This window comes from Levilactobacillus muriae (assembly GCF_045862015.1).
GTDB lineage: Bacteria > Bacillota > Bacilli > Lactobacillales > Lactobacillaceae > Levilactobacillus > Levilactobacillus muriae.
Map to the genome: position 1 here is coordinate 66,562 of NZ_BAAFRU010000009.1, position 23,757 is coordinate 90,318.

The 23,757-nt window shown below is 48.2% G+C and carries 20 protein-coding genes and 1 tRNA gene; 8 read left to right on the plus strand and 13 right to left on the minus strand.

The window, feature by feature from the left end:
- Positions 1–9: 9 nt before the first annotated feature.
- Genes ACKTSF_RS07945 through yycF form a run of 3 tightly spaced genes read right to left on the minus strand, consistent with a single transcriptional unit; the run spans position 10 to position 3,918 of the window.
- Entirely contained in the window at positions 10–1,311 is a 1,302-nt protein-coding gene (locus ACKTSF_RS07945) for a YycH family regulatory protein (protein ID WP_407888277.1), read from the minus strand.
- Positions 1,298–3,154: a cell wall metabolism sensor histidine kinase WalK gene (walK, locus tag ACKTSF_RS07950; protein ID WP_407888279.1), complete on the minus strand. Its 1,857-nt coding sequence runs from the start codon at positions 3,152–3,154 to the stop codon at positions 1,298–1,300. Before walK ends, ACKTSF_RS07945 begins: the two co-directional genes overlap by 14 nt.
- 47 nt (positions 3,155–3,201) lie before the next feature.
- The gene (gene yycF / locus ACKTSF_RS07955; protein WP_407888281.1) at positions 3,202–3,918 is read right to left on the minus strand and encodes a response regulator YycF; all 717 of its coding nucleotides are present in this window, start codon (positions 3,916–3,918) and stop codon (positions 3,202–3,204) included.
- Between the two features lie 620 nt (positions 3,919–4,538).
- On the opposite strand from yycF, the gene ACKTSF_RS07960 reads away from it, so the two are divergent.
- The 3 genes from ACKTSF_RS07960 to ACKTSF_RS07970 all read left to right on the plus strand — a co-directional run bounded on the left by ACKTSF_RS07960 (position 4,539) and on the right by ACKTSF_RS07970 (position 6,196).
- Positions 4,539–4,611 (plus strand) — tRNA-Lys (locus tag ACKTSF_RS07960).
- Between the two features lie 220 nt (positions 4,612–4,831).
- Positions 4,832–5,140 (plus strand): hypothetical protein, encoded by a 309-nt coding sequence (locus tag ACKTSF_RS07965; protein ID WP_407888283.1) that lies wholly within the window; start codon positions 4,832–4,834, stop codon positions 5,138–5,140.
- Positions 5,141–5,593: 453 nt separating this feature from the next.
- Entirely contained in the window at positions 5,594–6,196 is a 603-nt protein-coding gene (locus ACKTSF_RS07970) for a hypothetical protein (RefSeq protein ID WP_407888285.1), read from the plus strand.
- A 40-nt stretch (positions 6,197–6,236) separates the two neighbouring features.
- Here ACKTSF_RS07970 and ACKTSF_RS07975 read toward each other — a convergent pair whose 3' ends face one another.
- From ACKTSF_RS07975 to ACKTSF_RS07990, 4 genes are all read right to left on the minus strand, one after another.
- A complete protein-coding gene (locus tag ACKTSF_RS07975; RefSeq protein WP_407888287.1) occupies positions 6,237–6,473 on the minus strand; it encodes a hypothetical protein in 237 nt (78 codons plus the stop codon).
- A 317-nt stretch (positions 6,474–6,790) separates the two neighbouring features.
- Complete coding sequence (locus ACKTSF_RS07980; RefSeq protein ID WP_407888289.1) at positions 6,791–8,401, minus strand: peptide ABC transporter substrate-binding protein; 1,611 nt, start codon at positions 8,399–8,401, stop codon at positions 6,791–6,793.
- Between the two features lie 466 nt (positions 8,402–8,867).
- Entirely contained in the window at positions 8,868–9,143 is a 276-nt protein-coding gene (locus ACKTSF_RS07985; RefSeq protein WP_407888291.1) for a hypothetical protein, read from the minus strand.
- A gap of 70 nt (positions 9,144–9,213) precedes the next feature.
- Positions 9,214–10,392, minus strand: coding sequence for an MDR family MFS transporter (locus ACKTSF_RS07990; RefSeq protein ID WP_407888293.1), 1,179 nt, complete (start codon positions 10,390–10,392; stop codon positions 9,214–9,216).
- Between the two features lie 242 nt (positions 10,393–10,634).
- Between ACKTSF_RS07990 and ACKTSF_RS07995 the strand changes: the two genes are divergently transcribed.
- Positions 10,635–11,171, plus strand: coding sequence for a flavodoxin family protein (locus ACKTSF_RS07995; protein WP_407888295.1), 537 nt, complete (start codon positions 10,635–10,637; stop codon positions 11,169–11,171).
- A 483-nt stretch (positions 11,172–11,654) separates the two neighbouring features.
- Here the strand turns inward: ACKTSF_RS07995 and dnaB are convergent, their stop codons facing one another.
- The 3 genes from dnaB to ACKTSF_RS08010 all read right to left on the minus strand — a co-directional run bounded on the left by dnaB (position 11,655) and on the right by ACKTSF_RS08010 (position 15,826).
- Positions 11,655–13,058 (minus strand): replicative DNA helicase, encoded by a 1,404-nt coding sequence (gene dnaB, locus ACKTSF_RS08000; protein ID WP_407888297.1) that lies wholly within the window; start codon positions 13,056–13,058, stop codon positions 11,655–11,657.
- A 219-nt stretch (positions 13,059–13,277) separates the two neighbouring features.
- Positions 13,278–13,736: a 50S ribosomal protein L9 gene (gene rplI, locus ACKTSF_RS08005; RefSeq protein WP_407888299.1), complete on the minus strand. Its 459-nt coding sequence runs from the start codon at positions 13,734–13,736 to the stop codon at positions 13,278–13,280.
- Between the two features lie 74 nt (positions 13,737–13,810).
- Positions 13,811–15,826: a DHH family phosphoesterase gene (locus ACKTSF_RS08010; RefSeq protein ID WP_407888301.1), complete on the minus strand. Its 2,016-nt coding sequence runs from the start codon at positions 15,824–15,826 to the stop codon at positions 13,811–13,813.
- A gap of 296 nt (positions 15,827–16,122) precedes the next feature.
- Between ACKTSF_RS08010 and ACKTSF_RS08015 the strand changes: the two genes are divergently transcribed.
- Positions 16,123–16,881 (plus strand): MerR family transcriptional regulator, encoded by a 759-nt coding sequence (locus ACKTSF_RS08015; protein WP_407888303.1) that lies wholly within the window; start codon positions 16,123–16,125, stop codon positions 16,879–16,881.
- A gap of 381 nt (positions 16,882–17,262) precedes the next feature.
- On the opposite strand, the gene yeiL is transcribed toward ACKTSF_RS08015, so the two are convergent.
- Positions 17,263–17,955, minus strand: a complete 693-nt coding sequence (gene yeiL / locus ACKTSF_RS08020; RefSeq protein WP_407888305.1) for a transcriptional regulator YeiL — start codon at positions 17,953–17,955, stop codon at positions 17,263–17,265.
- Between the two features lie 107 nt (positions 17,956–18,062).
- Here yeiL and rihB point away from each other — a divergent pair, with 107 nt between their 5' ends.
- Complete coding sequence (gene rihB / locus ACKTSF_RS08025) at positions 18,063–18,992, plus strand: ribosylpyrimidine nucleosidase (RefSeq protein ID WP_407888307.1); 930 nt, start codon at positions 18,063–18,065, stop codon at positions 18,990–18,992.
- A 31-nt stretch (positions 18,993–19,023) separates the two neighbouring features.
- A complete protein-coding gene (locus ACKTSF_RS08030; RefSeq protein WP_407888309.1) occupies positions 19,024–20,256 on the plus strand; it encodes a NupC/NupG family nucleoside CNT transporter in 1,233 nt (410 codons plus the stop codon).
- A 46-nt stretch (positions 20,257–20,302) separates the two neighbouring features.
- Here ACKTSF_RS08030 and ACKTSF_RS08035 read toward each other — a convergent pair whose 3' ends face one another.
- Both ACKTSF_RS08035 and ACKTSF_RS08040 read right to left on the minus strand, forming a co-directional pair.
- Positions 20,303–20,767, minus strand: coding sequence for a VOC family protein (locus ACKTSF_RS08035; RefSeq protein WP_407888311.1), 465 nt, complete (start codon positions 20,765–20,767; stop codon positions 20,303–20,305).
- A gap of 18 nt (positions 20,768–20,785) precedes the next feature.
- Positions 20,786–21,250 (minus strand): VOC family protein, encoded by a 465-nt coding sequence (locus ACKTSF_RS08040; protein WP_407888313.1) that lies wholly within the window; start codon positions 21,248–21,250, stop codon positions 20,786–20,788.
- A 635-nt stretch (positions 21,251–21,885) separates the two neighbouring features.
- On the opposite strand from ACKTSF_RS08040, the gene ACKTSF_RS08045 reads away from it, so the two are divergent.
- A complete protein-coding gene (locus ACKTSF_RS08045) occupies positions 21,886–23,487 on the plus strand; it encodes a peptide ABC transporter substrate-binding protein (RefSeq protein WP_407888315.1) in 1,602 nt (533 codons plus the stop codon).
- Positions 23,488–23,757 lie beyond the last annotated feature (270 nt).

Below are 23,757 nucleotides of genomic sequence, written 5' to 3' on the forward strand. Positions count from 1 at the left end.
TTCAGCGGATTACTGTTGTTGCTTCAACAGTTGCGTGTAGGTCTTCCAGCTACCGTTATAGTGAACGTACCACGTTGGCGTCAGGTTGACAACCTTATCGGATGATGAGGACGTCAGCCACTGATACCCAATTTGGAGACTACTGATCTTAGATTTATGATAACCGGCAGCGGTCAACTGATCAATGACAGCCTGCGTTCCCGGTAACGTGACGGACTTCTTATCCGTCGGTACTGGGACCTGGAGACTGTACAGCGAAAAGTTGTAGCGGCGGACGCCCTGCGAGAGCATCTGAATCCGCGCCGCCCCGTAGTTACTCTGATTAAAGATCGGGAAACCTTCGACGAAGCTCCGGTAGGTCACCGTTGAGTTAGCCGAACTGTAGCCGTAATACCGCAAATTTTCCATCGGAATCCCAATGGCCTTAACCGCGCTATAACTGGCCTTGAGCGCTTGACTGAAGCCTAACGACGACTGCAGGGCACTGTAATCCTCGAACAACGCAGTTCCTTGCTTATTGTAGACCGTCAACTGCCGCGAAGCCCCATCACTATAGATGGTATTGTCCTTATTCTTCTTAGCCGAAACGTTGGTCGATTCCCCTTTGTTTAGGAGACGCGTTGTAAAGTAGTCGGTCGACTGTTGGTTGACCAAATAACTATACGATGGCACGGCCACACTCGACTTGACGTAAGCCGTGGCCGAATCACTCAGCCACTGCATCTTCACGTTGATCCGGAAGAGATTTTCCTTCATGATCTTGCGAATCGCCGAGGTATTCGCTGACTTCACAGATACTTGATAGACATCTTGATCCTTATCGTCAAGCAAATAAATATGATGCGTGTCATTTAACGGCACCACGATTCGTGAAAAGCGCGTTGCATGGCTATTCAGCGTGCTACTGAAGACAGTATTGAACATCTTAATGTTAATCGGACTCGCGTAAGACAGCATCAGGCTACTCTTCCGCGTTAGATAGGACATGTACGCACTCTTAGAGCTAATATTGATTTTGCTGACTCGGCTAAGTTCCCATTTAGACAGCGCCTCACGCAACTCGGTGGTCAGATTAACTTTCCGGTTATTCAGGAGTTCCTGATTTCCGTTGGCATCACTGTAGACCACTTGCGTTGGCAGGTAGACGTCCTTTTGTGGCCGGGTACTCAGCTCAGTCGTCGGCGTATTTGAACTGCGTTGACGGTTCCGCTCGTACTGTGCCGGATTGGTCCAAATCATCGCGGATAAGACCACGCTGACGGTAACCGCAGCGGCCAGTCCCAGTGGTAGGAAGGCTTTAGTTATCTTCATCCCAAAGGTCCCCCTCCTCGTACGGCTTGTAAGGCAGGGAAATGTAGAACGTTGACCCCCGGCCTTCACGACTGTCGACCCAGATTCGGCCGCCTAGGAGCTGGACAACTTCTCTGGAAATTGCTAAGCCCAGACCAGTTCCACCTTGGGCCCGTGAACGGGCCTTATCGACCCGGTAGAAGCGATCGAAAATCCGGGGAATATCTGCCCGCGGAATCCCGAGACCCTGGTCAGACACGCTGAGAATGACGTTGTTGTGCGTCTCCAGCAGCCGGCAGGTCACAGTCCCACCATCTGGCGAATACTTGATTGCGTTGTTCATTAAATTATCGAGCACCTGCGTGAACCGGTCGGTATCAATTTCTACCCAGAGATCTCGCTTGGTGAAGTCGCGCTTGATGGTGTAGGTCTTTTCAGGCCGATCATCCTGCTTCAACATCATGTCAAACCGATCAAGAACGTAGTTAAAGAGCTCATTCAAATTGACCATTTCTAAATCAACCTTTTGGGTTCCCGAATCCATCCGTGACAACGTTAAGAGGTCGTTGATCATCCGAATCATCCGGTCGGTTTCTTCTTGTGTGACCTTCAGGAACTTCGGCGCGATCTCAGGGTCCTTCCAGGCCCCTTCGGACAGAGACTCGATGTAGGCCCGCACACTCGTTAATGGCGTCCGCAGTTCATGCGACACGTTGGAAACGAATTGCTTCCGGTCCTGATCAATCTTCTGTTGTTCAGTGACATCATGAAGCACACAGACCAACCCGGAAATAAAGCCGGATTCTCGCTGAATTAAAGAGAAGTAGGCTTGGAGGATCAGGTCGTGTTCCTTTGTGGAAAAGTCCAAGACCAAATCGTCCGGGTCTTCCAACAATTCGCGCAACGTATAGTCGTCACGAATGTCTAGGAGATCCAGAATTGATTTACCCACGGCGCTATCAGTCTCCGTATCCAGGAAACTAGCGGCCGTTTCGTTAATAATCGTGACATTTCCACGGCGATCGGTGGCAATAACCCCATCTGTCATGTGAGACATCACGGAATCGAGTCGGCGGCGTTCAGACTCAGTAGATTCCTGAGCCTCTTCCACCCGCACAGACAGGTTATTGACGGCGCTGGCCAATTGACCCAACTCGTCAGTCCCGTAGACCCGCACGTGCCCAGAGTAGTCCCCTCGGGCGATCCGCAGTGTTTGCTTCTTCATTTCATCGATTGGTCGGGTAATTGCCCGGGAAATAATGATGGCCATAACCAGGCCCAAGATGATCGCCACAAACGTTGCAGAGACGTAAATCAGCGTGATTTGATTGATGTTTTGATAAACGGAATCGAGACTCGACCGCATATAAATAACCCCGACCAATTCGCTGTTGTTGCCTTGGGTGCGAATCAATCGCGTAATTGTCGTATAGTAGCGACTATTATTTTGTGAGTTATAAGTTGTGCGGATCACATCACGGTTGTTGTAGATCGAGTTTTTAATGTTATTATCGGTGGTCTTTTGGCCAACAATCCCTTGGTTATCGACTTCGTTGGTCCCACGAATGGTCCCTTTGTTGTCAATGACCCGAATCTGGGCGTTGTTGGTATTGTTGATCTCCGATAAAGTCGATTTAATCTGTTTGTCTGCCTTGGTCGTATTCGTCGTCGACAGCTCATCCGACAAGCGGTTCACGATGTACGTTTGCACAACTTGTTGGGATTTAAACGTGTTCAAGTTTTGACGTTCCAGCTGCCGGACGAAGACGGCACCAACGATCTCCAGCGTTAATAATAGGAGTAGCGCGAAGACCAGCGCGATTTTGAAGTGAATCGACTGGAAAAATTTAATTTTACTATTCACGAAGTCACATACTCCTCCAATGCGAGATTTAGCGGTACTCCGCTAGCTTAGGCCTGATCGGAATCAGGGTTACGCAAATAGTAACCGACACCCCGCCGCGTTACTAACCAGGTTGGGTGACTAGGGCTGTCTTCGATCTTTTCACGTAGACGCCGAACCGTCACATCGACGGTCCGTACATCTCCAAAGTAGTCGTAGCCCCATACTGTTTGCAGCAAATGTTCCCGGGTCATGACTTGGCCAATATGTTGCGCCAGGTAATGAAGTAATTCGAACTCACGGTGGGTCAATTCGATGTTAGACCCCCGCTTAGAGACGGAGTACGCTTCGGGATGAATCGTTAAATCACCAATTTCAATGTCTTGGTTTTCAGGCTCTTCGGGTTGGGCATGCGCCGCAGTATTCTGCCGCCGCAAGTTTGCTTTGACCCGTGCCACCAGTTCTCGATTGGAGAATGGCTTGGTCACGTAATCATCGGCTCCTAATTCCAGACCGAGAACCTTATCCAATTCAGAATCCTTGGCCGTCACCATAATGATTGGCATATCATGCTTCTTACGGATCTCACGGGAAACTTCCAACCCATCAACCTTAGGCAACATTAAATCAAGGATCACCAGGTCAGGATCGCCGTCCTCGACTTGTTGAATCGCGGCTTCGCCATCGTAGGCGACATCCACTTCGTAACCCTCTTTTTCCAAATTAAACTTCATAATATCAGTAATAGGCTTTTCATCATCGACAACTAGAATTTTTTTAGGCATAATTAAAAATTTCCTCCTTAAAGGGAAATACAGTCCGATCCGGTAATTGCAGGATTACCGGCAGGCCAGCCATTGGATGTCAAGGTACCATCGTCAACGGGGCCACTACGATTATTGTACGGTTTACGTGTTGCTCGTTTAAAGTCAAGGAATAGTGAATCAGTCATTGTCACTGATCCGGTGTTTTTTAGGGGGCGCTGACCGGCCTGATAAGGTTCCAGAGTCGGGAAAACAACGCTATCTGAATTATAACACATCATGAAGTTTCTTTCAGTTCAGAACCCAAGCGGGTTTAAGGTGGTGTTAAAGAAACATTTCCCGGGAAATGTTTCTTTATATTAGACATATCATCTGATTTTGTCCGATTTATTTTTTTTATCATCCCTTCAAGGAGCGAATCTATCCCGCTTTGGCTTAAATTCGGCTAAATTTCAAAAAAAAAATTATTTTTTCAAACCTCGTTAAATTCCTGTTAAATTAAGGGATTAGCAGCGCATAATAACCAATTTTTTGAATAAAAATCAACTTTTTTTCAAAAAGGGGTTGCGCACCCCCAATCCTCATGATATGATAGTTCTCGTTGATATGGAAGACATACAACAGCAGCAAATCAATCATATGGGCAGTTAGCTCAGCTGGCAGAGCAACGGACTCTTAATCCGTGGGTCCAGGGTTCGATCCCCTGACTGCCCATAACTACTAATCAGCTTTCACGAAGTTATCTTCGTGGTTGCTGATTTTTTTGTGCCTTTAATTTATAAATATCCGTTTTTGTTATGTTTATTCAGTTTGCGCTAGTGGCCTAGAACTTTATCTTTCGCTGGTAAACTGCCGTTTTTTCTACCCACTAATCGCTCGCCTTCTTTTAGTATACTTAAAGTGTGCCAAGATTATCGAGTAGGAGGCGCTTAACATGCACGACCAACCTTTTTCAACGAATGTGCTGACCTTAGAGATTCTTGATGCTATCTGTGAGCGCTTGGAAAATCGGCCTAGCGCTTTGATTTTTCTCGATCATGAATTCTCTAATAATGAAATTACGGTGCTAGAAGACTTCTTGACCCAACGTACGCTCAGCCACATTAAGACGCCAGTAGCTGATCTCGCTAACCAACTCCACGCCGTCAAACCAACCTTCACCCCAGAAACAACGCGGATGCTGGCCCGTGAGCTCAGCACTGCGTTTCTTCAAGAGGACCGTGACGCACAGGCGCTGACATAAACCCAGCATGACTGGCCACAAACTGGCCGTTAACATCCCACTATTTTACATAGGGAGACCTAGTTTCACGATGACGCACCACCTTCACCCTAAAAAGGAACCAAGAACATGAGCTGAAGCAAAGTTCTTCCTAAAAGAATGAGGAAAACCGTTATTCTATTGACCAAGAACATTAACGGCAGCTACGACGTCATCAATGATAGTCAAGAGACTTTGTGGATGCGCAAAATTCATAGAACTGATGTAGTTGAATACGACCGCAATATTTATCCAAAAGCTAGGCGCCATTAATCAAAATCGGCGACCACGGAATTTCTTCCAAAGTCGCCGGTTTTATTGGTCTTAGCAGTCTTTTTATAAGAGCTTTTGTATACAATTTGCCGTATAAAGCTGTTAAACGTTGACTTGGACGCTAAACTTCCGTAGTGTGAAGGCTAAACTAGGAGGTTAACGATGAATAAAGTAACCCTAGGTGCACTCGTCGCCGTGATTCTCGTGGGTACCGGTGCCGGCCTAACATTTAAGGCCAGCACGGCCAGCGCCCCCTTCACCGTCACCAAGGTCCAATACAACGGCCACACCCATAAGCTTCTTCTTAAAACGAAGTCAGCGCGTGCCCAGACCCTCAAGGTCACCTACAAGGGGAAGACCATCGCACAATCAGCCCGAGCCGCCAAGCACCACCATTTCACGGTCAAATTTCACGGCTACGGCACCTTTAAGGTCACTAATGGCCATCTGACCAAAAAGATCTCTGCCAAGCGTTACGCGACCGCTAAGCCAGTTCTCCAGTCCGCTAAGACGCCTGCTGGTCAGCAAACGTGGCAACCCACGGTCAAGGTTCCCGTCCACAGCAAGGTCACGCTCAAGTTCCACGGGAAAGTTTATCACGCCGACGCACAGACCAAGCAACGGATCACCTTTAAAGTCCCTGTTAGAACCCGCCCATCCGATCAGGCCTTCCGTCAGGAACAAGTGACGTTGACCGCTAAGCAGCCCCATAAGAAGACTAGCAAGCTCCTACAACGCAAGATTGGCCTCGACTTTCCCGCCTAAACTAAAAAACAGCTACCCCTAAAGATAACTGCAGATCACTTCAACGTGAGTGGTAACGCCGGATCGCCTCGAACAGATCGATCACCACGAATAAACTGATAAATCCACCCACACTCTTTAAAATTAAAAGACCATAACTTAACCAGAATAATTGCCCTTGTGACAGATAATCGATGGTCCCTTTCGCTAAAACTACAGGAACCAACAAACATAAGAATATTTCCAATAGGTCAACCGTTTGCACAACTTGATCTCGCAAGATTTTTTGAAAACTCACTGCGCAGCCTCCTCCAGGTCGGACCTGCCCCATTCAATCGCTGATTTGCCGTCAATTCACGTCAACGTTCCCCCAAATCAATGACCAAAACGGTTCCCCGAGGTCCTCCTTGGTTTCATAGTAACACAAACTAATCGCTAACTGATTAGTTTTCTGGTACAACTATTTTCAGGCTTAAAAACCAAAAAAACTGGTCGCAATTGTGCGACACAGCTTCTTTGAAATAGAGGGTGAATTTCACTTGGTGAGCGGGCCTCTCTGGACGCACACTCACAGACAGGATAATCCTTGTAACGGTTAAGTCACGTATTACAGAATTACTTCCAGTAAGCGTACTTGTACTGCGCATCGGTCATCATGGTGTACTTCAAACCACCTACTTGGCTTGAGACCAGGTGTGCTTTAGCTTGTTGGTAGAGTGGGACAAGTCCCGCTTGTTGCGTCACGTACTTGTCAGCTTCCTTCATCAGATCCCACCGTTGTTGCGTCGTGTAGGCGGAAGTATCGTCAATCTTCTTTAACAGATTAGTGTAGTGCGCATTGTCCCACTTCGTGAAGTTAACGGGACTGGTTCCGTCAGCCATTTGCAAGAAGTCGGATGGATCCCGCCAACCGGTGTTCCAGCCATCCAGATCGATGTCAAAGTTCCCGGCGGAACCCTTCGCAATCTGTTGGGCCAGTGGCATGGACTTGATGGTCAACTTCAGGCCAGGCATATACTTCTGTGCTTGTTGTTGCAGGTATTGGGCCGCATGCTTTTGTTCATCAGTATCGGCTGTCAATAATTCCAGGCTGGCACTCTTAATACCAAGTTCCTTTTTGGCTTGGTTCCACAGTTGCGTGGCCTTCTTTGGATTATAGCTCAACAGGTTGCCAACATCTTCGGAGAAATCTTTCCCGGTTGTTGGATCATTACCATCGCCGTAAGGAATCAAGCTCTTGGCTGCGGATGACCCGTCTTGCAAGACATTCTTGGTCAGTGCGTTCCGGTCAATCACGTAAGAGAAGGCTTGCCGTACCTTAGTGTTATGGGTGACCGTCTTCTTATCGTTGAATTCCAGGAATCGCATGGAGCTGTTTAGCGTCGTCTTCAGTTCCTTGTTGTTAGCATTTTGCTTAATGTATTGGCCGGATAGCGTGGTCTCTTGCACCTTCCCGGATTTAAATAAACTAGCAGAGGTCCCTGGATCCTTGACGACCTGAACGGCAACCTTATTGATCTTAACGTTCTTGGCGTTCCAATAATGGGCGTTCTTAACGTAGGACCAACTGTCAGTCGTCCCACTCCAGCCGACTAACTTGTAGGCCCCTTCGGACATGGTCTTTGTGGATGATGTGCCATAGTTACTGCCATATTTCTTAAAGAGATCCGTCTTCATAGGATATTCGGACGTTGCCAAGATATCTGGCAACCAGGGTTGGGCCTTTGACAGGGTCAACTGTAATGTTGACTTGTCCAGCGCCTTAACACCGAGTGAGGAGACATCTTTCTTACCCGCCTGAACGGCATCGTAGTTCTTCAAGAATTTTAGTTTGTTCGCCACCTGTGACTTTGACTTGGGGTTGATCTGCCATTGGAAAGACGTCACGAAGTCCTGAGCCGTCACGGGATCACCATTGGCCCACTTGGCAGCCTTCTTGATCTTAAACGTATACACCGTCCCATTTTTCGTTGGCTTAACGACTTTTTCGGCCACGCCGGCAACGACCTTCCCATTTTCATTCAGCGTATACAGTCCCTCTTGCGTCTGGGAAATGATACTAGAACTGTTGGAATCCCCAGAAATTGCTGGGTTCGCCGTAGCGGGGTTCCCCACCATCGTCACGTTCAATGACTTGTCATCACTGCTCTTAGCCTGTGTGGTTCCACAGCCTGCCAACGCTGCAATTGCCAATAACCCGAAGCTTAATCCTACTAATTTTTTCATTATCCAATCCCTCATTTCGTTCAACTAAAAAGAGCCACTCATCCTCGTTGGTTTCCTCAAACCAACAAGGGCGAATGACTCGCGGTACCACCTTGTTTTATCTCTCATGGAGCTGATCACAACCAGCTCTCCGTGCGGTAATGGGCACGACCCAGGGGTAACTACTGCTTTCATTACCGCGACGCTCCGATGCGCTTCACCCTAACCACTTGATTCGGCTCCCATCGGCCCGAACTCGCTTAACAAATTGATTAAGGTTACTCTTCATTGCTTGGTCTCATATATTGATATTAAATTTATCATCATTCATTATCGCTGTCAATGCTTTTATAAACATTCATTTTAATGCATATTTTCTGAATGTTTGGGTAAAAAAAGAGCTAACCCTTATCCCTGTAGGTTAACTCTCCTGTATACTCGTGCTTAAACACTCAAAAATGATCTAAAATTCGTTTAGATATTCATTTTAGCGTTGTGGTTGATTTTGCTGTTGCCGCGTTGGTGAGGTGGTCGTCGTCTGACGACTGACCGTCTTACCTTCTTGACTCGTTGTGGTCTGCGTCTTAATCTCAACGTGACCGCTCCCCGTTGTATTCGTGACCTGCACCGCCGTCTGCCCTGATGTGGGCTTTACGACGGAATCCGTAATCGTTGATTGGTTACGTGGTGGCTGTACAAATAGTAGCAAGCCGAGCACGAGACCAATAAACAGACCACAGACTCCCCTTATCTGTTTTTTCATGTGCTTTCCCCTATTTCCCTAATAATCCAGATAGTCTCCTAGTGTTATTATACACCATTCGCGCCAGAACTCATTTAAAAGTTTCCACACGGTGTTGGTTTCCCGTAATAATGACACCGTTAAGCGCTAAGATCGCCAGATTCGCCACCGCCGCAATGATGAAGAGCAGCGTATAGGAGGAATGATCGATGACGATCCCCCCGAATAATGGCCCAACTGCCTTACCGACCGAAGCCCAGGCGTTGGCCATCCCCTGATACTTTCCCTTGACCGCTACCGGTGTCAGGTTGTTGACAATCGCCGGAATGGCTGGAAAGGCCGTTGCCTCTCCCATCGTCAGCACGACCATCGCAATCACGAAGTGTAGATAGTCCTTCGCAAAGATCAGGGTCACAAACGACACCGCGACGAAGAAGATCCCCGCATACACCTGCAGGTAGAGGTTGCTGAGATAGTGTGAGAACCAATTGATCAACGCTTGGAAAACCACAATGAGACCGGCATTCAGCGTCCATAATAGACTGTAGTCCTTCATCGGAATACCCATGCCAGTCATGTAGACGGACAGGTTGGACACCCACTGTTCATACATGATCCAGATGACGACCAATGAAACAAAGAAACCCGCCATTATGCGACGGTTAGGGAGCGCGATGTGCACGTGTTGATTTTCCTGCTTCACGACCTGTCGCTGCATTACGGCCGGCGCGTGGTAACATAGAATCGCAACGGCTAGAAATAGAACAAACAGGCTCGCCGCAATCCCAAAGAGCAAGGTCACACTGGTATTATAAATGTAACCCACCATTGCGGTTCCCAAGACAACTCCCAGGTTCTGCGCAAAATATAACATGTTAAATATGTATCGTCCGTCACGGCTATGAATCGTGGTTCCTAGTGAGTTGACCATCGTCAGCGTCCACCCTGAAGCTAAGCCTAAAAAGATCAGCGAAATGGGGAACGCCGGCCAGTCATGATTAAAGATCAAACTGCCAAGCGTCAATAGAGAAACGGTAACCCCACCAATTGTCAGGTAGTACGGATTCAACCGATCGAATAACCGGCCGCCCAGTACACTTCCAACGACGTTTGCCAGAGAGTAAAAAAGCAAGACGATGCCGACCTCAGTCAATGAAGTCCCTAGCCGATTGTGCATGTAGATTGTGGTCAACGGCCAAATGAAACTCATGCCGATACTGCTAAACAGCGCTCCTAGTAATAACCAGCGGAGCCGAATTTCTTGTTTCATAGTGCTCCTCCTTTCGCAAATTGCATGTTAAGCTACATTCTAGCACTAGCCTCTGGGAAATAACTAGCCGTCAATTCTCGGAAAGCGTTGTCATTTTGATGACCGCAAGCTTTACAAAATTTCTTCTGACCCGCGACGTCCAGACCCGGTTATTTCAGCATGGCCTTATACCTACTGTCATTCCCCGTTAAATTGAAAGTAACTGGCTCATCACCTTTAAATACCTAAAAGGAGTTCTGCTCATGTCTATTCTATTTATCAATGGTAGCCCGCGCCCTCAAGGCAACACCGCAACTCTTGGCAAGCGTCTGCTTACTGGTATCCCCCACACGACACGTGATTTAGCCGATTATCAGCTCAACTTTGAACAGGATCAGCGTGAGACCACACAACCACAACGCGACCTGACCGACGACTATGAACACCTCATGACCACCTACTTCGCCCCAGCTAGCGACATTATTCTGGGCACACCCGTCTACTGGTATGGCATGACTGGCCAGATCAAAGTCTTCATGGACCGATGGTTTGATAGCTTTAGCCACGACTTTCCGTTTGCTGGGAAACGCATCTACCTCCTAATTGTCGGCGCCGATCAGCCTGAGACCAAGACTACTGGTATCATCCAGGCGGTCCAATATTCCTGTGACTGGCTAAAAATGGACTTCTGTGGAACCGGCATTATTACCGCCGATGGGCCGCGAGACGTGGCTAATCTCACGATACTCCCCGTCAATTGTCAGGTGCTGCGTCAGCATATCCAAACAAGCATCGAATAATGTTTCATGTGAAACATCTGCAAATTAAAACAGTCCCGTACCGGTCATTAACCGGTACGGGACTGTTTTTAGACAAAGAAAAAACCACCGCTCGGGGAAAGCGATGGTCATCGGAGTAGGGGTAACGTCATTATACTAATGACGTTAACTATTTTTTCATTATTCCAGGGGAGGAGGAGTACATGAAAAAAGATTGTTAATCTTTGGTAGAAGCAACCGATTGGTTAACTTCTATGATTCATATAGTAATCTGAAAATATGACGAAAATGTGAACTTTCTAGCACAACCCTATGAATTTTGCGCATAAACATCATTTATCCACTTATTTTAACCAATAAAGCAATAATTGTGAGTCGCAACTTGATTAATGTCAATTTGTTCGAACCAATTTAAACCACACCTACTCGTCTTCTCTGCGCCCCGACATTATACTTAAAAAGTGCCATAAGCGGCCGCAGTCGCCCAAGACACTCTCACCAAAATTATTGTTGCCCATCCGGCACATAAGCCACGGATGAAAATTTATTGAATGATTTTACGAATAACAATTTGACGGTTCCCCGAGGACCCGACCGATTCTTTTCAATAATGACTTCAACTTCACCGACATCCTGATCCCCGTCATCACGTGGATCACTGTCGTTACCGTTACCGCCGCCATCTTCATCACCGTCCCGTTCGTAGTAATCGTCACGGTATAGGAAGGAAACAATATCGGCATCTTGTTCGATTGACCCAGACTCACGAATATCCGACAGTACGGGCCGCTTATCTTGCCGCTGTTCCACCCCCCGTGAGAGCTGAGACAGCGCGATAACGGGCACGTGAAGTTCCTTAGCGAGCTTCTTGAGCTGTCGTGAAATATCAGAAACTTCTTGTTGCCGACTTTCGTGGTTGGTTCCTTCAATCAATTGTAAATAATCGATCACGATCAGGCCTAAGTTCCCCTTTTCCTTAGCCAGCCGCCGACACTTCGCCCGAATTTCGGTAATCTTATTCCCAGCCGTATCATCGATGTAAATGCTGGCTTTGGCTAAGCTGCCCATCGCCACGATCAGGTTCTGCCACTCATCTTCTGAGAGCTGTCCGGTCCGCAAATGATTGGCATCGATAGACCCTTCTGCACAGAGCATCCGGTTAACCAATGATTCAGCACTCATTTCCAGGCTAAAGATCGCCACGGTTTTATCCGTTTTAGTTCCCACGTTTTGTGCAATATTCAGCGCAAACGCCGTCTTCCCCACGGCAGGTCGCGCGGCGAGAATCATCAATTCATCATTGTGAAGCCCCGTCGTCATTTTATCCAGCTCGGCGTATCCCGTCGATAGCCCGGTGATAATGTCCCCTTGCTCAGATAACTTGTTAATCTCCTCAAAGGAATTGTTCAACACATCTCGGATCGGTTTGAATCCCGATTGATTACGGGTCTCCGCCACACTCATGATGTCTCGCTCAGCATTATCTAACAGGTCTGAGACATCCTCATCCTGCTGGTAACCTTGCGTGGCAATGTTCGTTGCCGTTTGAATCAACCGGCGTAAAATGGCCTTTTCTTGGACAATTTTGGCATAGTAAGTGGCATTGGCCGCCGTGGGCACGGCGCCTGCCAGTTCGGCAATATAGGTGATTCCACCCACATCGTCTAGTTCATTCTTCGCCGTCAAACGATCCGTGATGGTCACCACATCAATGGCCTCATCACGGTCGTTGAGGTCAATCATGGCTTGAAATATAATTTGATGTTCCCGGCGATAGAAATCCTCCGGCGCCAGGTATTCCAACGCATCCACCAACGCGTCGGTACTCAAAAAGATTGCCCCGAGGACGGCCTTTTCGGCATCGAGGTTCTGTGGTGGTGTATGGTCTGTTAGTACGTTATTATCCATGCTTAACTATTTACCTCTTAACTGGCCTCTGCAACGTTAATCAAACATCTATTTTACCATGTAATCGGTAGCCAGGTAAAATTAGATGGTCAACTCGCTTCTGCTAATATTCTACTAGGAATCATACACTAATTTTTCCATTCAGCGGTACCAAAATGCTTCGTTCAAAACGAAGGTAGTAAAAAACCGCCAGTCACGTGGCGGTTTCAAATCATTCATTTATTTTTGCTTCGCTGCGACGTGCACCCGAATCTTAGCAGTCACATCAGTGTGAAGCTTGACCGGCACGTTGGTGTAGCCCAACGAACGGATTGGTTCTGGCAGTTCAACTTTGCGCTTATCAATCTTCAAGTCAAACTGCTTTTGCAAAGCTTGGACAATCTGCTTACTTGGAATGGAGCCAAACAACCGATCATCTTCACCGGCCTTAGCGACGATTTCAACGACCGTCTTATCGTCTTCCAAGCGTTTTTGCAGTTCCTTGGCTTCGGCTAAGTTTTCAGCCTCACGCCGTTCCTCTGCAATGCGTTCACCCTTTAACTGGCTCATCGCAGCTTGATTGGCTTCCTTAGCCAACCCGCGTTTGATCAGAAAGTTCTGGGCGTAGCCATCGGGCACATTCTTGATTTCACCGCGTTTACCTTTACCGCGGACATCTTGCATAAAAATGACTCTCACGTCGGTCACTCCTCACTCATCATTCAATATTGATACTTCTAATCCTACGCCGAAACGCCGCTAGAAGCAATTAACTATGTGGTTGCCGGCTCTGGCTCGTCAGATTGGGTCAGAATATCCAGTAGCTGCTGCTTGACCTCAGCAACGGACTTGTCGCTGATCTGGGTCGCAGCATTGGACAAGTGACCACCACCACCCATAGCTTCCATGACCAGTTGGACATTAATCTCACCCAACGACCGTGCGGAAATTCCCACGCGGCCATCCGCCCGGCGCGTAATGACATACGAAGCATCCACGCCAGACATGTTCAACAGATCATCAGACGCCTGGGCCGCTGTCACGGGATCGTAGGTTTGATCCTCTTCACCAGCAATTAAGGCCATATCTTCATTGACGAACTCAACCATTTCAATCAAGTGATTGCGTTGCAGGTAGCTATCGACGTTTTCCTTCATGTACTGCTGCATCTCAATCGAATCGGCTCCAGCAGACCGCAAGTAACTCGCGGCATCAAACGTCCGGGTCCCCGTTCGTAACGAGAAGTGCTTGGTGTCCACGAAGATCCCCGTCAACATCGCCGTTGCTTCCAACTTATTGATAGGTTCCCCTTCTTGAGACTGGTACTCAAACATTTCGGTAATTAACTCACACGTCGAGCTAGCATACGGCTCGATGTAGACCAACAGCGGATTCTCGGGAAATTCTTCGCCCCGCCGGTGATGGTCGATAATCATGACCCGGTTTTCCAAACGGTGATAAAGCTCTGCCGAAATGGAGATCGAGGGCTTCGAGTGATCGACCATCAGCAACATGCTCTGCGCCGTAGTCTTTTCCAAGGCTTCCTGTGGCGAAATAATGGCGGCATCGATGTCAGGATAGCTCTTCAGATTATCCAACAATCGTTGCACGTCTGAGTGTACGGTTTCCTTGTCCAACACAATCCAACAGGTCTTGTGATTCATCTTGGCGATCCGACGAATCCCCAGGCACGCGCCCAATGAATCCATGTCCGGTTGCGTATGACCTTGAACGAAGATCTGATCGGACTCGTTCATCAGCTCTTGGAGGGCCTGTGAAATCATCCGGGCTCTGACCCGCGTCCGCTTCTCCATCGGATTGGTCTTACCCCCATAATAGCGGGCTTCCTGGTCGGCGGCCTTGACCACAACTTGATCCCCACCCCGACCGAGGGCTAAGTCCAGATTGCTCTGCGCTTGGTCTGCCAGCTTGTTCAGGTTGGGATCACCGTAAGCAATTCCGATACTCAGAGTCAACGGGAAGTTTTGCTTCGACGTCGTCTCCCGGATGGTATCCAGAATTTTAAACTTATCGGCCTCGATGGCTGCCAACGACTTGGCATAAGCCAAGACGAAGTAGTGGTCATCATCCAGTTGCTTTAAGTACATATCGAACTGCTGAACCCACGAAGATAACTCATTAGTCACGTAGTTTCGCAGGTTGGAAATATCCTGATCGGTCATCGACTGGGTCACTTCATCATAGTTATCCAAGAAGACCTGACCGATGGCAATTTTTTCATTATCATACTGCTCTTGAATCAACTCGTAATGCGTGATGTCGTAGAGGTAAACGGCGTGAAAATCCGGCTCCACAAACAGCGTAAAACGACTATCCCGCCATTTCACAGTCGTCATCGTCTTAGGTTCGGCATCGTTGATCAATTTAGCAAGCTCCGCATCCACATCGTTGATTGACCGACTCAATACATCGGTATCACCGAAATAGTTCTGCAGGTAAGGATTGACCCATTCCACTTGATCGCTATCACCCAGAATCATGACACCGGGCGGCATCCGTAGCAGGGCTTCTTGCTCCCCCTGCTGAATCCGAAACGATAGGTCGGAAATGTACTGCGTCGTGTCATCACCGATCTCCGCCATGGTGTTAAACACCACCAGCGTCGCGATTCCAACCAGGACTAAGACAATCACACCAAAGACCCAGTTCAACAAAAACGACAGGACAATTCCAAGAATGGCCAGAGCAGCCGTCATGATAGCGATACCGCGTAGACGCCGGTTCTGTAAGAACTCGGGTATGTTGGATCGCGAAAATAATTTTTTCATTTTGCTCCTCATCTGATTCATCTGGAAAAATTCGTTTTGACCGCCACTTCACGGGCTTCCCGCGGGGGGGCCAAAAAGTTACAAATAATACCTATATTTTATCACACTCCGGGGTAATCACAAAACTTACCCGTAGCAAAGAACCCCGGCATGGCGGGGTTGCTTACTATTCTTTAGTTGATAGTACTTGAATCACGGTAATTCTAGTAAAGCGCTACCAATTTCATAAAATAACTTGACCTTGACGTCACGGCAACCTCTATAGTAAGTTCTAAGCAAGAACGGAGGTGGTCACGATGACCTATAGTATCCAACAATTGGCACAGATTGCCGGCGTTAGCCCACGCACGCTGCGCTACTACGACCAAATCAGCCTGTTACCCGCTCAGCGAAATCCGGTGAACGGATATCGAACATACCCAGATTCAGCGGTCGATCAGTTACAGTTAATTCGCTACTTTCAGGCGTTTGGCTTCAGTCTGGCACAGATTCAAGCCTTGCTCGCTCAGTCCCCGACCGAACAAACAGTGGCACTCACTACGCAACGGACTCAGTTGGCAAACCGTCGTGATCGCCTTACAACCCTGCTGAATACTTTGGACCGCACGCTAGCGGCCCGCAACGGAGGTCCCCAAATGACAGATACGGAAAAATTCGCTGTCTTCAAGCAGCAACTCATGCAAAATGAACAAGAATTCGGTGAAGAATCGCGCCAACGCTACGGTCAAGAAAAGGTAACCGCCAGTCAGAAAAAGTTCGCTGGCCTCAGCGAGACTAACTATCAAGCAATGCAGGCAATGGAAGCAAAGCTAATGACAACGCTCAAAGAAGTTGCGACCACGGGTGACCTCGCCAGCGATGCTGCCCGCGAAGTCTATGACTTACATCGGCAGTGGTTGTGTTTCACGTGGAACAATTACTCGGCAGAAGCACACCGTGGCCTGGCTCAAATGTACCTCGATGATGACCGCTTTGCCCAGTACTACAACGACCGTGTAGGCTTAGATAATGCGACTGAAACGCTGGTGGCGATTATTCAGCGTTATGCGCGATAATCTACTGAGCGGATGCAACCCGTACTCATCCGACTTGAATATAAGCAACAACAGGGCAGAATTATTCGTGGAGGATAATTCTGTCCTGTTTAGATCACATACAAATTGACTGCGTAACTGCTTATGCGTTTTCTATGCAATTTCCGCAAGTATCTTATTGTTTACCATTACTGCGCTTGGCCATTGAACCCCTGGTAGAAGTGACCATGTTATCCTTCCGCAAAAAAGCATACACACCTCGTCAGGAAAAACATCTCCATCCTCGAATACCTTAACGAATTGAGAAAAAACAAGGCCTGAATTTCTCTGAGGTTTTGATCGAAGCACGCCACGATAAATTAAATGATTAACCAGCACTGGGTGATTGGCTCAGTGCTAGTTTTATTTCTCGGAAGAAACAGTTTCCCAATCCACCTCTTGGGCCAGCTTTGCTAAACTCCCGGGTTGAACCACACGATAATGATGTCCCACTTTTTCTAGATACCCCAGCTTTACAAAGTCAGCTAATACATACAACAGATGTCGATACGACACACCCAGATACTGTGCAACCTGACTGTGTTTTTCCTCGTACTTTTCATTATTTGCCGTCAACAAAATGAATCCAGCTAGTCGTTGAGACAAGGTGAACGCTTGGTTCTGCGAGAACGTCCTAATATTACGTGCGTTTTTCCGGCCCAGATACTGACACACACTCCGCAAAAATGTCGTGTCCTGTAACAGTTGCTGCTGATATCGCACCATTGGCAAGGCCAGACACCAACAATCCTCAATGGCTTGCACCGTAAATGACGGACTTTTAGGATCAATCAATTCCATCTCGCCAATAAAACAAGGTGGCGTAAAGAAGTCGATCAATGATACTTTTCCGTTGGCCAAAGTGTCATAAAGCTTTGTCTTCCCCTTTACGAGATAGAGCAAATTTCGTGGTCGGTCTGGTGCCTGCACAATGATACTCTTAGCCGGAAACAAGTAAAGTTGAGCAGCTTGGCCCACATCAAAGGAGAACTGACGGTCATAGCCCCATTCATCGATAAACTGTTGTTTTAAGTCCTCATTTTTAATGATTCGCAAAGTAACTTCACCTCAAGTATGAGATTTATCATACTTACCATAACAACTGTCTCGCTATAATGCAATCAGTAAGTAAGGGCTTACATATAATTTAGGAGGTCTTTCAAATGACGAAACGTAAAATTATTCTCGACTGCGATCCCGGACATGACGATGCAATTGCTATGCTGATGGCGAATGCCCATCAGGACATTGATTTACTCGGAATTACCATCGTTGCCGGCAACCAAACCCTCAAGAAAACCGTCCACAACGGTTTAAACGTCGCACAACTGCTAGACATTAACACTAAAATCTACCCAGGAATGCCACAACCTCTGGTACGCGAACAAGTTGTGGCCGGTAACGTCCACGGCAAGACTGGCCTGGATGGTCCCGTCTTCCCGGAACTACATCGGACTGCCGAAAAGAAAAACGGGGTCCGTTTCATCATCGATACGCTACTAGCGAGCGACGGCGACATTACTTTGGTGCCAACTGGCCCACTAACCAACATTGCCACTGCCATGCGTATGGAACCCCTGATCATCCCCAAGATTAAAGAAATCGTCTTAATGGGTGGCGCTTACGGCACTGGTAACTTCACGCCATCTGCCGAATTCAATATCTTCGCTGATCCTGAAGCGGCTCACGTCGTCTTTAAGTCTGGCGCTCCCATTGTCATGATGGGCTTAGACCTGACGAACCAAACAATCTGTACGCCAGATATCATAAACCGTATGGAAGCCGTGGGAAATAAGGCTGGAAAATTATTTGGCGACCTCTTACGTTTCACACTGAAGACGCAATTTGAAGAATTTGGATTGGCTGCGGGTCCCATTCATGATGCTACCACCATTGGGTACCTCATTAATCCAGAACTCTTCGACATGCAGGCTATGTTTGTCGAAGTCGACATCAACCGTGGACCTTCATACGGTCGGACTGTCTGTGATGAAAACAACGTCCTAGGGAAGCCCGCCAACGCTAAAGTCGGAAAAGGTATCGACACTGCAGGATTTTTTGACCTCGTGGAACACTGTATTCGGATGTCTTAACTCCCATTCTAAATAAAAGAGGTTATGTACCATGTATCTTGCAATCAATGCCGTGGGAGTGATGGTCTTTCTGATCATCGGCTTCCTCTTCTCAAAAAATAAACAGCAGATTCACTGGCGATCCATCGGTATTATGCTGACTCTAAACCTAATCCTAGCCTGGTTTTTCACCAGTTTCAGTGTCGGCCAAGACGCTGTTAAAGCCGCGGCTGATGGGTTTAATTGGCTGGTCGAGGTATCCTATCAAGGTATCGTCTTCGCGCTGCCAAATTGGGTCACCCCAGCTTTTGGTGGAACTGCCAAGTCGATGAATTTTATTACCAGCGCACTACTCCCAGTGCTGATGATTGTGCCCTTATTTGATATTCTGACCTACATTGGCATACTCCCCTGGATTATCAAGTGGATTGGACGCGGCCTCTCCTTCATTACGGGTCAACCACGCTTCGAATCGTTCTTCGCCGTTGAAATGATGTTCTTGGGCAATACCGAAGTTCTCGCTATCTCTGGGATTCAGCTACGGCAAATGCGCGCTGAACGTAACCTAACGTTGGCCATGATGTCGATGAGTTGTGTCACGGCTTCCATTTTGGGCGCCTACACCCAGATGGTCCCCGGTCAATTCGTCTTGACAGCCGTTCCCATCAACGTGATCAATGCCATCATTGTCACTAACTTGTTAAACCCGGTTCAAATAGTCGCTGAAGAAGACACCATCGCCAAAGTCGGTGCCGAGGGGCAAGCTGGCGATGGAAAGCGCGAACCATTCTTCTCTTTTCTAGGTGATTCTATCCTGACTGCCGGCCGGTTGACCCTCATCATCGTGGCCAATGTCATCGCCTTCGTGGCCCTCGCTGCCTTGGCAGATAAGCTGTTGGGGCTGATCTGGCACCCCCTCTCACTTGAAAGTATTCTTGGTGTCATCATGTTCCCCTTTGCTTGGTTGCTAGGCTTCCCCGTACACCAAGCGTGGCTCCTCTCACAGGATATGGGACTCAAGCTTGTCACCAACGAATTTGTCGTCATGGGCAAGGTTGCCGGTAGTGTCATTAACGGTTACACCCCTCACTTAAGAGCCGTTCTGACCGTCTTTCTAACGTCATTCGCCAATTTTGGAACAACCGGAATGATTATCGGGGCCTTCAAGGGTCTAGTCGATAAGGAAAAGAATGATCTGATTGCCAAGAATGTCGGCTATATGCTGCTGTCTGGAATTTTAGTTTCCTTGCTATCGGCTGGAGTCGTTGGCTTATTTGTTTGGTAAAATATAAATGCTCACCACCGCTTTATTGCATGGTGAGCATTTATATTTACGCATTCGGATCCTTAATCTGGCGCCACGACATCACGTGCAACATCCACGAAATACCATATTTATCGGTGAAGTGGCCCATCTTGCCACCCCAGAACTGCGGTTCAAACGGCATGTCAACCGTCACCGTGCCAGAAGCGACCACGTGTTGATAGAAGTCTTCAGCGGCCTGAGCACTCGCGACATCATCGGCATTGATATCCAGAATCATATCAATCTGGTTCGTCGGTTCTGGCTTACCACGAAAGGCATCAGCACATTGGAAACTCATCCCGAGAATACTGAAGCCCGCATGAATGGTAATATCATCCAAATCCGCATCCGCTGGCAATCCAAACTGTTTCGCCTGTGCTGCATCTGGACTAAACCGGTAAACATCCGCCGCTTCAAAGACTTCCTGATAATAGGCCAAAGCGTCTTTAGCACTCTCAAATGAAATGCTAGGAATCAACCTTGATTGCATATTTCTCGTCACCCTTCCTTACTCGGTAGTTGCCGAATTCTTTTGCCACGATGATACACTCAACATCCATGAAATACCATATTTATCGGTGATATGCCCCATTTTATCACCCCAGAATTGGGTAACAAACGGCATATCGATTGTGACCTCATCAGAATCCACTAGTCGCTGATAAAAGTCATCAGCTGCTTGCACGCTGGTCGGGTCATCCCCATTGATATCCAGCATCACGGCAACCTGCCCGGACGGCTCCTGGTGGCCTTGAAAGGCATCGGCACAAGCAATCTGAACACCGAGAACGGTAAAGCCAGCGTGCATGGTCATTGATGTAAGATCGGTATCCGCAGGTAGTCCAAACATCTTTGCTTGCGCAGCTTCCGGCGCTAAGCGGTAAACATTGGTGGCACCAAAGACTCTTTCGTAGTAAGCAATAGCCGCCTTGGCGTGATCAAAAGCAAAGTAAGGCATGGCGCGCGTTTGCATGGCAAAACATCTCCCTAATTTGAATAGCCTAAGTGTACCAAGTTCCCCGCAGAGTGGGTAGTGATTGCCCTTGATCTCTTAAAAACCTGTGAATGTTTCATGTGAAACATCGGTAGATTTCCGCACCATCTAAATTATTTTTCCACAAGTAACTACCATAAGAAGTCGCCACAACCCGATTGTCTGCCCAGCAAAAATTTGAATTTTCCCGTTGACAATCCCAGTTTCCGTGATAAACTAGCAATTATTAACAATTGATTAGAAAATTAAAAAGTGATGATGAAGTCCAGTAACGCAGGTCACCCCTTGTTAGCGAACCCGGTTTAGTGAGAGCGGGTCAAGGTCGCCAGCGCGAACATCCCTTCGGAGCTGTTTGCTGAAATTAAAGTAAGTCTATACCGGTAGCAACCGTTATCAATGCAGTGAATCGCGAGTGTGGTTCGATTTCCCAGTAGATCCTAGACTCTGGGAACGTCCCTCTAGGAAGCTCGCCGTTCATGGATAGTGCTACTTTTTGAGTAGTAAAAATAAGGTGGTACCGTGCAGACTGCGCCCTTACGGAGAGTTTTTTCCGTAGGGGCGCATTTTTTATTTTCAGGTAGGTCTAATCAATTGAATATCTAGGAGGTTTTTGCATGAAGCATCTCACTTTCACCGCGCCGTTAGCCCTACTCTTACTCTTCACCCTGAGTGGCTGCGGTAGCGCTGCCGGCAACACCACTAAGAATCGCACACTTAACGTCACCCTCCCCAGCGAGCCCGCAACTGCCGACCCCAACAAGTCGACCGACACCAACAGTGGGAGCGTGATCTCTCAGACCATGGAAGGCCTCTATACTTATAATCAATCTGGCAAGGTCGTTGCCGGCGTCGCCACAAAGGTGGTCACCCCCACCAACAACGGCAAGACCTACACCTTTAACCTTCGCAAAACTGCCAAATGGGCCAATGGTCAGGAAGTCACCGCGCAGGACTTCGTCACGTCGCTGCGTCGGTGGGTCGATCCGAAAACGAAGGCCCAATACGCCAACAAGCTTTCCGCCATCAAGGGTTACACCGCGATTCAAAATGGCAAAGCGGCCACCTCGACGTTTGGCGTGAAGGCCCTCAGTAAGACCAAATTACAGATCACGCTGAGTCAGGCCGTGCCCTACTTCGACGATCTCGTCTCCGACTACTATCCGCTGAACACCGCCGCCGTGAAAAAATACGGACAGAAATACGGGACCAACGCCGCTAAGACTATGAGCAACGGTGCCTACAAGCTCGTTGGCTGGACCGGGAGCAATTCGACCTGGACCTACGTCAAGAACACCCACTACTGGGACGCCAAGAACGTGAAAATCAAGAAGGTCAAGGTAGCTGTCACAAAGGATGAAAGTACCGCCGCAACCCTATTCAAGAGTGGCAAGATCCAGGAGACGACCGTCAGCGGCCAATACGTTCGGGCCAATGCCAACAATAAGGAACTTCACAAGACGCTACAGGGTCGACTGCAGTACCTCTACGTCAACAGTAAGAAGACTGCGACCAACTCCGAAAACTTACGACAGGCCATCTCCTACGCGACCAACCGTGCAACGCTGACCAACAAGGTCTTGGCAGACGGCTCCAAGCCCGCCCTCAACGCCGTCCCACGGGGCGATCAAGCCAATCCAAAGACTGGTGAAGACATGGCGACCCAACTGGGAAACCTCCTACCAACCGATGTCACAAAGGCCAAGATGTATTGGGCCAAATATTTGAAGGAAACTAGCAAGACTAAGGTCACCTTGAACCTATTGACCGACGATACCGATGACGACAAAAGCGTCGGTACTTACCTCCAATCCGTGCTGGAGAAGAGCTTCAAGGGCCTGACAGTGACCACGACCGCCATCCCCCACGCCCAACATGTCGCACGAGATTTCGCCGGCACCTTCGATCTAAATCTAACCGGCTGGTCCACCAACCTATTAGATGCCTCAGACTTCTTGGACCTCGCCGCAAAGGGCAACACGGTCAACTTTACGGGATGGAACGATACGACATTCAACACACTCCTAGCCAAGGCAGCAACCCAAACGGGCCTGACCCGCTACAACACCTTAATGGACGCCAACCAACGTCTAATGGCGGTCAAGGGCTATATTCCACTGTACCAGCCCTCACAGGCGAAACTCGTCAGCAAGGATGTTGGCGGATTGAAAGATACGCTGCTACACGGCGCACAGTATAAGTATGCGTACTGGAAGTAGAGAGTGAAGCAAGCCGCTTAGATTCTGAGCATTAACGTCATTAAGTGCCCGCTCGGTGGAACCGAGCCGGTGCTTAATGGGGTTAAGCGTAGGAATCTGGCTTGCGCAACTCGTTTCAGATCAGAGTGTGAAGAAGGGCGGTAGGTCCTGAGCATTAACGTAGATAAGTGCCAGCTTGGCGGAGACAAGCCGGTGCTTATCTGGGTTAAGCGTAGGAATCTGGCTTGCGCAACTCGTTTCAGATCAGAGTGTGAAGAAGGGCGGTAGGTC